Origin of the sequence: Treponema sp. OMZ 805, assembly GCF_050937395.1 — a bacterium.
Lineage (GTDB): Bacteria > Spirochaetota > Spirochaetia > Treponematales > Treponemataceae > Treponema.
In genome coordinates this window covers 15,532-28,176 of sequence record NZ_JACCLP010000002.1, presented here as the reverse complement: position 1 = coordinate 28,176, position 12,645 = coordinate 15,532, and the positions used below count along the sequence as shown (strand labels likewise).

Here is a 12,645-nt window from a genome sequence, read left to right as displayed (position 1 = left end):
CTACTGCGTCGCTCGTTCAGCGAAGTACGTCCGTGTACTTCGCTGAATACAAGTTTGACCGGTGTCAAATGGATTATCTTCGCTGTGCTGCTTGTTTTTCCGCTGCCATTGCATTGCGTAAAATGGTATTTATTCGGCTCTGATACCCCTTACCGTATGATTTAAGCCATACAATAATGTCCGAATCAAGACGGATTGAAAGAGGTTTTTTTATTGGACGATACATTTTAAAAAACTCTTCTTGTGTTAGCTCCGGAATATCAGATGTATCAATCGGTTGTTCAGCAAGTGTTTTTAACTGTTCTATCCGCTGTTGTGTAAGCATACTTTTAGCTTCCGAAAGTGTCATTGACTGCATCATAATATAACCCCTTTTCATTATCCCATTCAAACAACCCATCATCCATACTTAACGGTATATACATTTTAGTCATTTGTCAAGCGTATGTTTTTTAGAGTTTTTCCTTAGATTTAATTTGCGATGTAAAAAATTTTAAATAGACAGCAGGCTGTAAGTCTGATAAAATGTGTTCTAAAAAAGTTACGGTTATCATGTATCTCTCAAAACTCCGTTCTTTTTTCATCACTATTTATCAGAAGGAGATGATATGAACTATTTTGTTCTCATCGGCATTGCGATTATCATTGTCGGTTTTATTTTGAAACTTGACGTTGTCGCAGTCGTATTGATTTCCGGTCTCGTTACCGGATTAATTGCAAAAATGGGACTGGTTGAAGTGCTCAATGCAATTGGAACGGGATTTGTCAATAACCGTTATATGAGCTTATTTTTTATTTCGTTCCCTGTTATCGCTATTATGGAACGCTACGGTTTAAAACTACGCGCTGCGGAATGTATCAAAAAGATTAAGGGCGCAAGCGCCGGTATGGTTATTTGGCTCTACATTGTAATCAGAACGATTGCTTCCGCTTTTTCAATTCGGTTGGGCGGGCATGTTCAGTTTATCCGTCCGCTCATTTTACCGATGGCTGAGGGAGCCGCACGGAAGAATATCAAACTGACTGACGAAGATATTGAAAAAATCAAAGGGCTTGCCGGCGCTTCCGAAAACTACGGAAACTTCTTCGGGCAAAATATATTTCCCGTTGCATCCGGCGTTTTGTTAATTACCGGCACCTTGAAGGAACAGGGGTTTGATATCAGCAATATCGATGTCGCAAAGTATTCCATTTTAGCGGGCGTTGCGATGGTGCTCATTGCGCTTGTCCAGTGCTGGCTGTTCGAAAAACACTTAAGGAAAGGGGAGAAAAGCGATGTTTAGTTTTATCCATTCGCACAGTATGATTATCGACGAAATTATCTACGGCCTCTGCGGTCTTGTTTCCATTATCACCGCATTCATCTCCTTAAAAGGGAAAAAGCATTTGAGCGGGACGTTTTTGTTTTGGGGTATCTTGGGCTTGTTGTTTATGTTCGGCAAAGTGATCGTATTGAACGTTCCGAACGGCGGAGCTATTATCGGCGGATTATTGATTTTGTTGGGTATCCTCACACTGACAAAACAAGTAAAGGTTGCAGACCTCCCGACTGCCGAAAAAGAAGAAGTAGAAAAAAATTCGCAAAAGGTCGGCAATAAGATTTTTATTCCGGCGGTTTTAATCGGCGTTGTAGCAATGCTATTGGCGCAGGTCAAAAGCTTTAATATTTCGCTTGGAACCAATGCTGCCGGTAAGGCAATCATCTTCGGTTTTTCGACCGCTCAGGTTGTCGGCGCAGCCTCCATTATTGCATTGATTTTTGCGGTGTTATTGGCAAAACCGACATTGAAAAATACCGTCAACGATACTTCAAAGATGCTGATGCAAGTCGGCTCCTCAAGCTTACTTCCGCAATTACTCGGCGTTTTAGGAGCGATATTTGCAACTGCCGGTATCGGTAAAATCATCGGCCAGTTTGCAAGCGGTATTGTACCGCAAGGGGTACCCATTCTCGGTGTTATCGCATACTGCCTCGGCATGGTAATCTTTACGATGATTATGGGTAACGCATTTGCCGCCTTTACCGTCATTACCATCGGCGTCGGCGTTCCCTTTGTTATTATGCAAGGCGGAAATTCGGCAGTTGTCGGTGCACTCGGTATGACCTGCGGATACTGCGGCACACTTTTAACGCCGATGGCGGCGAACTTCAACATCGTTCCCGCAGCAATTTTGGAAACCGAAAATAAATACACGCTTATTAAAACGCAAGCCTTTATGTCGGTTGCCTTGATCATCGTGCACATCATCTTGATGTCAATCTTCGCCTTTTAGGAGTAATGATGAAAATTTTAGTTACCGGATTTGATCCCTTCGGCGGAGAAAAAATCAACCCCGCACTGGAAACAATTAAGCGATTGCCTGATACCATTTTAGGCGCGCAGATTATCAAACTTGAAATTCCGACTGTTGTAGGAAAATCTTTAGCAAAGATAAAAGAAGCGGTCGAGAAAGAAAATCCCGATGCGGTGTTAAGCATCGGGCAGGCAGGCGGCAGATCTGAAATTACCGTAGAAAGAGTCGGTATCAACATCGACGATTGCCGCATCCCCGATAACGAAGGGAATCAACCGATCGATGAACCGGTGGTAAAAGGCGGCCCCGCTGCATATTTCGTTACCGTTCCGATAAAAGCTATCGTTGAAAACATAAAAGCGCATAAAATTCCCGCTTCAATTTCCAATACGGCGGGTACTTTTATTTGCAACCATGTTTGTTACGGTGTCGCGCACCTTGCGGCAGCCAGAACGGCGGCGGGAAAACCGATGAAAAGCGGCTTTATCCATATTCCGTTCCTGCCCGAACAGGTAATCGGGAAACCGGCGCTTACCCCCTCGATGAGCTTGGAAACAATTGTCAGCGGCATTACCCACGCACTTGAAGCCATCGTCGAACACGGTTCCGACATAAAAGTTTCGGGCGGAAAGATATGCTAGCGGTTCGTACAGCATGAGTATTATCGGGCTACTGATAACGGCATTTTTACCGGCATCGGCAGCGGTCTGTATTGCAATAAAAAAACACATTCCCGTTTATACGCTTGCCGCCGTATTCTTTGCAGCGGCAGCGTCACTGCTTCCGGTGCTTGCGCTCCAGCATAGTGTTCATACTTTTTTAGATGCCGGTATTGCAAAACAATCGGAAGCGGTGAGGCTCCTGTTTAACAGCTTTATTACGACAGCCTGGATAGAAGAAGGTGTAAAAGCAGCGGTATTCGGTTTAACGGCAGCTATAGTTTTAAAAAAAAGATTCGGCATTACACAAAGTATGCTGCTTGGCGTATTCTTCGGCTTTGTCTTTAGCGGTTTTGAAAATATCTCGTATAGTTTGCGGTATTCCAACGTGCAGTCTCTCCGGCTTGTTACCGCCGCCGTATTACACGGGACGCTCGGCTGTTTTTATGCATCAATGGCATACACAAAAACAAAGCGGAAAGCTGCGTTCGTCTTTCTCGCAGCGGTTGTTCTCCACGGGCTTTATAACTTTTTTATTTCGCTGGGCGGCGGCTTCATACTTCCCGCAGCGGCAGTACTCGGCATTGCCTGCTTATATGCAGTACGGCTTGTTACGCCTTCCCGTCCTTAATTCTAAATATCAACTCCACTTCAAGGTCGGAAGCCTTATAATGCCAAAAGATGATATCCGAAGTTTGCTCCACCGATACGGGGCTGAGTTGATAGAGTTTATACAGAAAAGAATTTGCATTCAGCGGTTCTTGGCGTAAATCCATCGTAATCTCGTACTGCTGAGCTTCCGTCTTTCGGCATAGAAAATAAGCGGTCTCATTCAGCTCGGCGCCGTTAGCCGTAAAGCGGCGGTCTGCACCGTACAAAAACGAACCGTTTGCGGCGGGAGCGGAACAAAATGTATACACCAAATCGTCTTTAATTTCCTTACCGTTTATCCGCAACCGGATGAGTTCCGCCGCAGCCCCTTGTGCAAGCGCAGCGTGAGCCTCTGCCGCATTGCCCGCGCCGGTATTTCCGGCAGCATTGACGGTATCGGTACTTGTACCGCCGCTTGTGCCGGCAGCATTGTTTCCATTGGTTCCCGCACCGGTATTTCCGGCAGTACTTGCAGCATTGACGGTATCGGTACTCGTACCGCCGCTTGTGCCGGCAGCTTGAGCGGTTTGCGCTTGCAGTTTTTCCAGTTCGGTTAAAATCTTTGTTAAAACGGCGCCGCCCGTATCGGTTTGCAAACCGGTTACATTGCCCAAGCCTGCATTGCCGCCTAATCCCGCATCAGTGCCGAGCAAATTATTGAGCAGCGTTAGGTTGCCGCTGTTCTGGCTTAATGCCGCCAGCGTTTTAGCGTTGAGCCCGTTCAGCGCCGTTGATTTTTTTACATCGCTTTTACCGGAATTACCGGAAGCGGCCGTGGCGTTTCCCGTCTGTTTCCCCTTCGCCCCTGCTGCGGACGATGGAGTACGTTTTTGTTGCACAAACGTCGGAGGCTGAATAACGGGAGGCGCAGGCGGCCGAGTAATACCTCCGCCGATAGTAACTTCAGGAATGTCCGGTATCGCAGGTATTTGCATTTGCCCGACTCCGGTATTATCCGCAGTGAGGGGAGAAAGCAGCCGCAGCAAAAAGAAAAAACAAAAGATAAACGGCGTTACGGGCATCTTTGCAAGCGTGTCTTCCAACTCGCTGAGCCGCGCTTGCAGGCTGACAATCGTGCGCTCAATTCGGCGCTTTTCATTTTCCAACTTACGCCGCGGGTCTTCATCCTGCGGTTTATTTTTTACACTGTCGCGCACAAACGCAGGGCTGTGCTTTTGTAAAAAAAGATCCTCTGCTGCGGCGCGTTTATCGGGATTTGCGATATTCGCAACCACCTTCATCGCTTCATAGCCGAGTTCCGGCTTTACATCGAACGCATGTATTTTCTCAATCGTCGCAGCGGAAGCGCGCGGCAGGCACAGCACACGGTCGATATAATCTTCGTAGCGGACACCGGCTTGCTTACAGAGCACCCGCGCCTTGCTCAAAAGCCTGCCGAGTTCCTTCATCAGCTTGCCGTCCTCCGTCATGATGGTCGTCCTGATTGTATCCGTCAGTTCGAGCAGTTCAGGCGATTCTTCCATAGCGATTTTATACAGCCCCTTCTCCTCCGCCTTTTGCAGCAGCCGGTGAAAATAGCTCCAAAACCGCTGCGTATGCACACGGCCGGAACGGGTGCCGTCCAGCTCGCAGAGCCGATGATGCGTATATTCGTGAATAGCGGTGTACAGCAGTTCGTTATCGACGGAAAAGTTTTTATTGTGCAGCAAAATCTCATGCGTATCGCTTTTATAAAGCCCGTTGACTTTCTTGCTCGCCTTGCCGGTAAACGTTACCGAAAATTCAAGTTCCGACTCTTCAATCTGCAATAATATCTCTTTTACCTGATCCTGATTCATTGCACTCCTCTCATATCCCATGCGCCGGATAATGCAAGACACACTGCAACAGCGGAAGTAACGGCGGTTTCCGTACGCAAAATTCTCCGTCCCATAGTATAGGCAGTGAATTGCTTTTTTGCAAACAACAGCCGTTCATTCAGACTCCAGCCCCGCTCATTCCCGACGGCAAGCCACAGCGTTTGTTTTCCGTCCCACTGCAGCTGAGGCAGCGGATACATCACAGGAATGCAGAGTGTGTCGCCTTGTTCACTATGCGCTTGTTCAATACGGTCTTGCCCAATACGGCCTTGTTTCATGCGATTTTGTTCAATAGAACCTTGAGAACCTTGCTCAATTTGAAAAGGAACATCGAGCACCGCCCGCAGATGATCCGGACGGATATCATCCTCATACCGGTCGAAAAAATGCCGTACACTATAGGCTCGATACACGTTCGGGATATGAGTATCCCCTGCCTGACTGCATCCGTCAATCAGCAGCCGCTCTATCTCCGTTTCCGCAGCGATATCGGCCTGTAGATAGGATTTTTCCCCCAGCTCGGTACCGGTCAGATACAGTGCCTCAATTCCAAGCCCTGCGACATCACGCAAAATACGGCGCAGCTGAATGGGACGCGGAAACCCGAGTATCAGTCTGATGGGCGGCAACGCTAGATCCGGAAAGGCTCCATCAACCCCATCAGGAGCTTGCTTATCCGCTACGGTAAACCGTGCAGTCAACAGCTCATCGGAAAGGGAAGTGATCTCCGCCGTTCCTTTTTCCCCGTCAATGATACCCGCCTTGAATACTGAACCCACACCGAGCTTCAGCACTTTTTTGATATGTAAAAAGCGTTCATCAGTTTTGGCAAAAGAAAAATTCCCGTCTGAAAGTTCTTCCTCTCGTAATAAAATGATATTCATGGCAGCCTTGCCGCCCTTAACCTGTGATATGTCTTAATGTAAAATTGAGAACAATGTATGCGGCATAAAAGATAAAAAGAACCGCGCCTTGCAGCCGTGTTATGACGCTGCGCTGACGTGTTGAACAAAAACGGAAGATGCCGAGCACCAGCAGCATGGTCGGGAATTGCAGATAATAAAAATCTACCGGCACACGGATACCGGCGGGAGTCACCGCAGCCGCTACACCCAATACAAAGAGGACGTTCAAGATATCCGCTCCGATGATGTTGCCCGCCGCGAGTTCTCCGTGTCCTTTCCGAACGGCAGTAATTGCAGTTACCAATTCGGGCACGCTCGTACCGAATGCAACCAACGTCGCCGCGATAATACTCTGCGGAATACCGATCTTTATAGCGGAAACTTCTACCGTAGGAATCAGTATTTTAGATGACAGCACAACCGTTGCAATTCCGACAGCCAGCCACACAAGCAGCAGCCACAACGGCTTTTGATTTTCTTCTGCCGTATCCTGTTCGCTCTCTTCCATAGATTCTTTCGCCCAACGGAACGATATATACATATAACACGCGAGCAGCACGACAAAAATCCAGCCCATCCACTGATAGATTTTTCCTTCCCTGCCCGGGGAAAAGAACGGGAGCGAAACAAGCGTCAACAGCAGCGCTGCCGAAAACTGCACGGTACCCTGCCGATGGATGAGCCGTTTATCGACCGGCACCGTACCGAGCATCGCGACAAGCCCGATAATGAGAGCCGTATCCGCAATAATCGAGCCGATAGCATTCCCAAGCGCAAGCTCCGCATTTCCTTTAATTGCCGCTAATGTAGACACCGACGCTTCGGGCAGGGTCGTGCCGAGACTGACAATCGTCGCACCGATCACCATCTTGGGCATTCCCCATTTAAGCGAAAGGGCAACCGCGCTGTCTACCAGCCAATCCGCACCCTTACTCAGCGTAAACAAGCTTGCAACAAGCACAATCAACGATATTACAACCGATGAATTCATTAAAAAATCATGTAAGAGTGCATCCATATAAACCTCGTAAAATATCAGCAACCGGAATATCTGGAAATATACCGGTTTAGGCAAAATCACGCAAGACAGCTTGCGGGGCACAGCCGGATACACCGTCCGGTATGCACCTACATAAACTTTTTAACGAGGTTGAAATTTTTCTCGCTATAAGGATGATAGCGCATCGGTAAGTCTACCAGCAGGGATTTTTTCATTACGCTCTTTTCGTGGCTGAAAGTGTAAAAGCTTTGTTTTCCGTGGTAATTCCCCATGCCGCTTGTCCCGACGCCGCCGAAGGGCATGTACGGTGTCGCAAGATGCACGATTGTGTCGTTGATGCACCCGCCGCCGAACGATACTTCCGACAGGATCTTCCGCTCTACGGCGGCATCCTTGGTAAAGAGATAGAGGGCAAGCGGCTTCGGGCGGGCACGGATTTGGTCGACAGCCCACTGCACATCGCTAAATGAGATGAGCGGTAAGATAGGGCCGAAAATTTCTTCCTGCATAACCGGCGATTCAAAGCTGATATTGTCCAGTATCGTCAGCGGTATAAAACGCCCGTGCGCATCCTTTTCCCCGCCGATAACAGCCGCTTCTCCTTCCATTAAATGTGAGAGCCGTTCAAAATGTTTGTCGTTGACAATCCGCGTCATATTGCATGAGACATACGCGTCCGTCGGAAAAAATTCACGGAGAACTGCCTTACACTGTTCGATAAACGCTTCTTTTACCGCAGTGTGAATTAACACATAGTCGGGAGCGACGCAGGTTTGTCCGCCGTTCAGTATCTTACCGAAAAGGATACGTCGCGCCGCCGCTTTCATATCGGCGGTTTTATCGACGATACAGGGGGACTTGCCGCCGAGTTCGAGCGTTACCGGCGTCAGGTTCCGCGCAGCTGCTTCCATAACAAGCTTACCGACTACCGTACCGCCGGTAAAGAAGATGTAATCGAACTTTTGCTCCAAAAGCCCGGCATTCTCTTCTCGTCCGCCGGTTACAACCGTAACAAAGCTCGGATCAAAGGTTTCCGCAATCAAATCGGCGATTACTTTTGAGGTTTCGGGAGTATAATTCGACGGCTTTATCACCGCGCAGTTTCCTGCAGCAATCGCACCGGCAAGCGGTGTCAGCGTTAAATTGACGGGATAGTTCCACGGCGACATAATCAGCACGGTGCCGTACGGTTCGTAATAAATCGTACTCGACGCTAAAAAATGACTGAGCGGCGTGCGTACCCGTTTCGGCTTCATCAATTTTTTCAAGTGTTTCGATAAGAAGCGGACTTCTTCCTGCACCATACCGATTTCCGTAAGATAGGTTTCCATCGGCGCCTTGTGTAAATCCTTATAGAGCGCATCACTTATTCGCTGCTGATATGCGTGAACGGCGGCTCCCAGCTTACGAAGCTGTTCCGCTCGAAACTCGTATGATTTCGTTACATTCGACGCAAAAAAGGCCGAAGTATCCCGCACCAGCGCGGCTATGGCTATTCTTGTCATATAATCATTCTCCCCCGACGCAAAGGCTCAAGAGAAAAAAAGTATGATAAATCAGATTCTTCCTCTATCCATTTCGGCGGTTTGCTGATATAATCTATCTATAAAAATACTACTATTACTTGCTTGCAGCTAAAAATGTACGCCGCTATTATACTATGAAAAAGCCTCTATATAAAGTAGAGATTTTTAATAAAATTCAATAAGCGAAGGAGATTCAACATGGATTTTACGTTGAGCAGAGAACAGCTCATGGCGCAGCAGCTGTTTCGCGATTTTGCGCAAAACGAAGTAAAACCGCTCGCTGCCGAAGTCGACGAAGAGGAAAAATTTCCTGAAGAGAATGTCAAAAAGATGGCAAAGCTGGGATTCTTCGGTATTCCCGTTCCGAAACAGTACGGCGGACAAGGAGCTGACGTTTTAACCTATGCTATGTGCGTAGAAGAAATGAGCAAGGTATGCGGAACGACCGGTGTTATCATTTCCGCCCATACGTCACTTTGTATCGATCCGATTATGCACTTCGGAACGGAAGCGCAGAAGATGAAGTATGTACCCGATTTAGCTTCCGGTAAGAAAATCGGTGCATTCGGATTAACCGAACCGGGCGCCGGTACCGATGCTCAAGGACAGCAGACCACTGCAGTACTCGACGGCGATCACTGGGTATTAAACGGCAGCAAGATCTTTATCACCAATGCGGGCTATGCCGACGTCTTTATCGTTATTGCAGTAACCGGCACGGTAAAGGATAAAAAAGGCCGCTCTATGAAAGAGATCAGCGCGTTTATCGTAGAACGCGGCTTCCCCGGTTTCTCCGTCGGTAAGCATGAAAAGAAGATGGGTATCCGCGGTTCTTCAACCTGCGAATTGGTCTTTGAAGACTGCATTGTACCGAAAGAAAATCTCCTCGGCGTACAGGGACGCGGCTTTATTATCGCTATGGCAACCCTTGACGGCGGACGTATCGGTATTGCAGCACAGGCGCTCGGTATTGCGGAAGGCGCTATTGAAGAAACCATCAAATACACAAAAGAACGTGTCCAGTTCGGAAAGCGCATCAGCCAGCAGCAGAACACTCAGTTCCAGCTCGCAGATATGGCAGCCCGAACACAAGGCGCTCAGTATCTTGTCTATGCGGCAGCATGCAAGAAACAGGCAGCCAACGAAAATCCCAATATCCGGTATTCTGCGGAAGCGGCAATGGCGAAGCTCGTTGCAGCTGAGGTCGCAAGCGATGTAACCCGCCGCTGTTTACAGCTCTTCGGCGGATACGGCTATACCCGCGACTACCCGATTGAGCGGATGATGCGCGACGCAAAGATTACGGAAATTTACGAAGGCACGAGCGAAGTACAGCGCATGGTTATTGCCGCAAACCTCGGCGTCAATTAAGGAGGACAAGAACAGATGAAAGCTATTGTTTGTGTAAAACAAGTTCCCGATACATCCGGAAAAGTTGCCGTCAAAGAAAACGGGCAGCTTGACCGCGCTTCGATGATGACCATCACCAACCCCGATGACTTAAACGCGATTGAAGCGGCGCTGCAGCTAAAAGATCAAACCGGCTGTGAAGTTGTCGCTATTTCGATGGGGCCGCCCCCTGCAGAAAGCATGCTCCGTGAGCTGTTGGCGCGCGGCGTTGACAAGGCGGTACTGGTTTCCAGCCGTGAGTTCGGCGGAAGTGACACGTATGCTACCAGCCAGATTTTGGCAGCAGCTGTACGCCGCGTCGGTGTCGGGCCGGAAGATGTTGTATTCTGCGGCCGTCAGGCAATCGACGGAGACACCGCACAGGTAGGTCCGCAGATCGCTGAAAAACTGAATCTCCCGCAGATCACCTACGCAGCTGATATTAAAAAAGAAGGCAACACACTGACGGTAAAGCGTATGCTCGAAGACGGCTACATGATGCTCAAGGTAAAGACGCCCTGTCTTATCACCTGTATTAAAGAGCTGAACGAACCGCGCTATATGAGCGTCAGCGGTATTATGGAATGCTACTCAAAGCCGTATGAGGTATACAATTACGAAACCTTGAAGGACGACCCGCTCATCGATAAAGACACGATCGGTTTGGAAGGTTCTCCGACAAACGTATACAAGTCCTTTACCCCGCCGCAGAAAGGCGCCGGTACGATGATGGAAGGCGCCGACAAAGCCGCTTGTGAAAAGCTCGTCGGTATGCTGGCAGAAAAACATATCATTTAATGAAGGAGGAGAATGTACAAATGGCTTACGATAGCAAAGACACTGAAGCCTTCAAAGGCGTGTGGGTATTTTGTGAACAGCGCAACGGAGAAATCCTCAACACCTCGTTTGAATTATTGAGCGAAGGCCGGAAGCTCGCCGATGAATTAAAGGGCGAACTCTGCGGCGTTGTACTTGGAAAAGGTATTAAAGAAGATGCATTAAAGAATCTCGGCGGCTACGGCGCCGATAAGGTGTACTACTGCGAACACGATCTTCTTGCCGATTATACAACCGATGCGTATACAAAAGTGATTACCGCATTGGTACAGGACAAAAAACCGGAAGTTTTCTTAATCGGTGCAACAACCATCGGACGCGACTTAGGTCCCCGCTGTGCCGCACGGCTCCATACCGGATTGACCGCCGACACCACGCACCTCGACGTCGATACGGAAAAATACAAGGAATTTCTCCGCACCAGCTCGACGATGGATGTCGAAAAGACACCCTTTAAGGTAAACACCAACTTAAAGATGACCCGTCCGGCGTTCGGCGGTCACTTGATGGCAACGATTGTGTGTCCCCGCTTCCGCCCGCAGATTGCAACCGTGCGTCCCGGCGTTATGAAGAAGCAGGACTTTGATTCGGCAAAAGCGGCAAAGACCGTAATTGAAAAACCGGCAGTTGAGCTTTCCAAAGCCGATATCAGCGTTGATATCCTCGAAATCAAGAAAACCGCAAAGAATATCGTAGACTTGATCGGAGCAAATGTGGTTGTTTCCGTCGGCCGCGGTATCGGTAAAGACCCCAAAGCAGGTATCAAACTGGCTGAGGATTTGGCTCAGGCGCTCGGCGGCGTTGTCGGAGCTTCCCGTGCCGTTGTTGACTCCGGCTGGATGGATGCAAACCATCAGGTTGGACAGACCGGTAAAACCGTACATCCGCACATCTATGTGGCAGTCGGTATTTCCGGAGCAATTCAGCACCTTGCCGGTATGCAGGATTCCGAGTACATCATCGCGGTCAACAAGAACCCCGATGCGCCGATCTTCGGTGTAGCCGACTACGGTATTGCAGGAGACCTGTTCAAGGTACTTCCGATGCTGACCGAAGCGGTTAAAGCGGCAAAAGGCAGCCTGTAATTTTTTAAGGGGCGTGTTGAGCTTATGCTTAGCGCGCACCGAATTTTACATTGCTAGAAAACTGATTGTTTTTTAGAGAACCTTTGTGATGCACAAAGCCTGTTTTTCCTTTGCGGAAGAACAGGCTTTTTTAGTTAACCTACCCAAAGCTTTATGCTAAAAATTCATCCGGCGTATACACGGGTATTTTTGACCCAAAAAAATCTTTTTTATTGCGTGTAATAATGCAATCTACCGATTCTTCTAATGCACATTGATATTGCAAACCATCTTCAAAATCAGGAAATATTTTATTCTTTAAAGCATTTAAAATGCTCTCTTTATTTGCACTACCGATTCCAATGATTTCGAATAAATTGCAAAAAATTTCTCGTACATTCTCTGCCGGAATATACTTCTTTAAGATATAAAATAACGTTCCTTAAAATTCAGCAGCCGAACAAAATATCAATTTTGGAGGATGCTGAATTGGTACGCG

Annotated in this window: 12 protein-coding genes; 7 read left to right on the top strand and 5 right to left on the bottom strand. The window is 48.1% G+C overall.

The window, feature by feature from the left end; translation table 11 throughout:
• Positions 1-73 precede the first annotated feature (73 nt).
• On the bottom strand, positions 74-349 hold the full coding sequence (locus HGH47_RS01905) for a BrnA antitoxin family protein (protein ID WP_044015505.1): 276 nt from the start codon (positions 347-349) through the stop codon (positions 74-76).
• Positions 350-608: 259 nt separating this feature from the next.
• On the opposite strand from HGH47_RS01905, the gene HGH47_RS01900 reads away from it, so the two are divergent.
• Genes HGH47_RS01900 through HGH47_RS01885 form a run of 4 tightly spaced genes read left to right on the top strand, consistent with a single transcriptional unit; the run spans position 609 to position 3,585 of the window.
• Positions 609-1,283, top strand: a complete 675-nt coding sequence (locus HGH47_RS01900; RefSeq protein WP_432909961.1) for a DUF969 domain-containing protein — start codon at positions 609-611, stop codon at positions 1,281-1,283.
• Positions 1,276-2,274: a DUF979 domain-containing protein gene (locus tag HGH47_RS01895; RefSeq protein WP_432909958.1), complete on the top strand. Its 999-nt coding sequence runs from the start codon at positions 1,276-1,278 to the stop codon at positions 2,272-2,274. The genes HGH47_RS01900 and HGH47_RS01895 overlap by 8 nt, the downstream gene beginning before the upstream one ends.
• A gap of 8 nt (positions 2,275-2,282) precedes the next feature.
• Entirely contained in the window at positions 2,283-2,936 is a 654-nt protein-coding gene (gene pcp, locus HGH47_RS01890) for a pyroglutamyl-peptidase I (RefSeq protein ID WP_432910361.1), read from the top strand.
• 13 nt (positions 2,937-2,949) lie between these two features.
• Entirely contained in the window at positions 2,950-3,585 is a 636-nt protein-coding gene (locus HGH47_RS01885) for a PrsW family glutamic-type intramembrane protease (RefSeq protein WP_212565524.1), read from the top strand.
• On the opposite strand, the gene HGH47_RS01880 is transcribed toward HGH47_RS01885, so the two are convergent.
• The 4 genes from HGH47_RS01880 to HGH47_RS01865 all read right to left on the bottom strand — a co-directional run bounded on the left by HGH47_RS01880 (position 3,566) and on the right by HGH47_RS01865 (position 8,835).
• Positions 3,566-5,404 (bottom strand): hypothetical protein, encoded by a 1,839-nt coding sequence (locus HGH47_RS01880; RefSeq protein ID WP_432909954.1) that lies wholly within the window; start codon positions 5,402-5,404, stop codon positions 3,566-3,568. The genes HGH47_RS01885 and HGH47_RS01880 overlap by 20 nt on opposite strands.
• Positions 5,401-6,309: an RsmE family RNA methyltransferase gene (locus tag HGH47_RS01875; RefSeq protein WP_432909951.1), complete on the bottom strand. Its 909-nt coding sequence runs from the start codon at positions 6,307-6,309 to the stop codon at positions 5,401-5,403. The genes HGH47_RS01880 and HGH47_RS01875 overlap by 4 nt, the downstream gene beginning before the upstream one ends.
• 16 nt (positions 6,310-6,325) lie before the next feature.
• Positions 6,326-7,348: a calcium/sodium antiporter gene (locus HGH47_RS01870; RefSeq protein ID WP_432909948.1), complete on the bottom strand. Its 1,023-nt coding sequence runs from the start codon at positions 7,346-7,348 to the stop codon at positions 6,326-6,328.
• A 110-nt stretch (positions 7,349-7,458) separates the two neighbouring features.
• Entirely contained in the window at positions 7,459-8,835 is a 1,377-nt protein-coding gene (locus HGH47_RS01865) for an aldehyde dehydrogenase (RefSeq protein ID WP_432909946.1), read from the bottom strand.
• 219 nt (positions 8,836-9,054) lie between these two features.
• Between HGH47_RS01865 and HGH47_RS01860 the strand changes: the two genes are divergently transcribed.
• Genes HGH47_RS01860 through acrA form a run of 3 tightly spaced genes read left to right on the top strand, consistent with a single transcriptional unit; the run spans position 9,055 to position 12,167 of the window.
• Complete coding sequence (locus HGH47_RS01860; RefSeq protein ID WP_212565528.1) at positions 9,055-10,227, top strand: acyl-CoA dehydrogenase; 1,173 nt, start codon at positions 9,055-9,057, stop codon at positions 10,225-10,227.
• Positions 10,228-10,242: 15 nt separating this feature from the next.
• Positions 10,243-11,043 carry an acryloyl-CoA reductase electron transfer subunit gamma gene (acrB, locus tag HGH47_RS01855; protein ID WP_016522167.1) on the top strand — a complete coding sequence of 267 codons (801 nt, stop codon included), beginning with the start codon at positions 10,243-10,245 and terminating at the stop codon, positions 11,041-11,043.
• A 20-nt stretch (positions 11,044-11,063) separates the two neighbouring features.
• Positions 11,064-12,167, top strand: coding sequence for an acryloyl-CoA reductase electron transfer subunit beta (gene acrA, locus HGH47_RS01850; protein WP_212565529.1), 1,104 nt, complete (start codon positions 11,064-11,066; stop codon positions 12,165-12,167).
• Positions 12,168-12,645: the final 478 nt, after the last annotated feature.

Coding starts and splice junctions, on each gene's coding strand:
- HGH47_RS01905 (WP_044015505.1), bottom strand. CDS start 349: ATGACACTTTCGGAAGCTAAAAGTATGCTTACACAACAGCGGATAGAA.
- HGH47_RS01900 (WP_432909961.1), top strand. CDS start 609: ATGAACTATTTTGTTCTCATCGGCATTGCGATTATCATTGTCGGTTTT.
- HGH47_RS01895 (WP_432909958.1), top strand. CDS start 1,276: ATGTTTAGTTTTATCCATTCGCACAGTATGATTATCGACGAAATTATC.
- pcp (WP_432910361.1), top strand. CDS start 2,283: ATGAAAATTTTAGTTACCGGATTTGATCCCTTCGGCGGAGAAAAAATC.
- HGH47_RS01885 (WP_212565524.1), top strand. CDS start 2,950: ATGAGTATTATCGGGCTACTGATAACGGCATTTTTACCGGCATCGGCA.
- HGH47_RS01880 (WP_432909954.1), bottom strand. CDS start 5,404: ATGAATCAGGATCAGGTAAAAGAGATATTATTGCAGATTGAAGAGTCG.
- HGH47_RS01875 (WP_432909951.1), bottom strand. CDS start 6,309: ATGAATATCATTTTATTACGAGAGGAAGAACTTTCAGACGGGAATTTT.
- HGH47_RS01870 (WP_432909948.1), bottom strand. CDS start 7,348: ATGGATGCACTCTTACATGATTTTTTAATGAATTCATCGGTTGTAATA.
- HGH47_RS01865 (WP_432909946.1), bottom strand. CDS start 8,835: ATGACAAGAATAGCCATAGCCGCGCTGGTGCGGGATACTTCGGCCTTT.
- HGH47_RS01860 (WP_212565528.1), top strand. CDS start 9,055: ATGGATTTTACGTTGAGCAGAGAACAGCTCATGGCGCAGCAGCTGTTT.
- acrB (WP_016522167.1), top strand. CDS start 10,243: ATGAAAGCTATTGTTTGTGTAAAACAAGTTCCCGATACATCCGGAAAA.
- acrA (WP_212565529.1), top strand. CDS start 11,064: ATGGCTTACGATAGCAAAGACACTGAAGCCTTCAAAGGCGTGTGGGTA.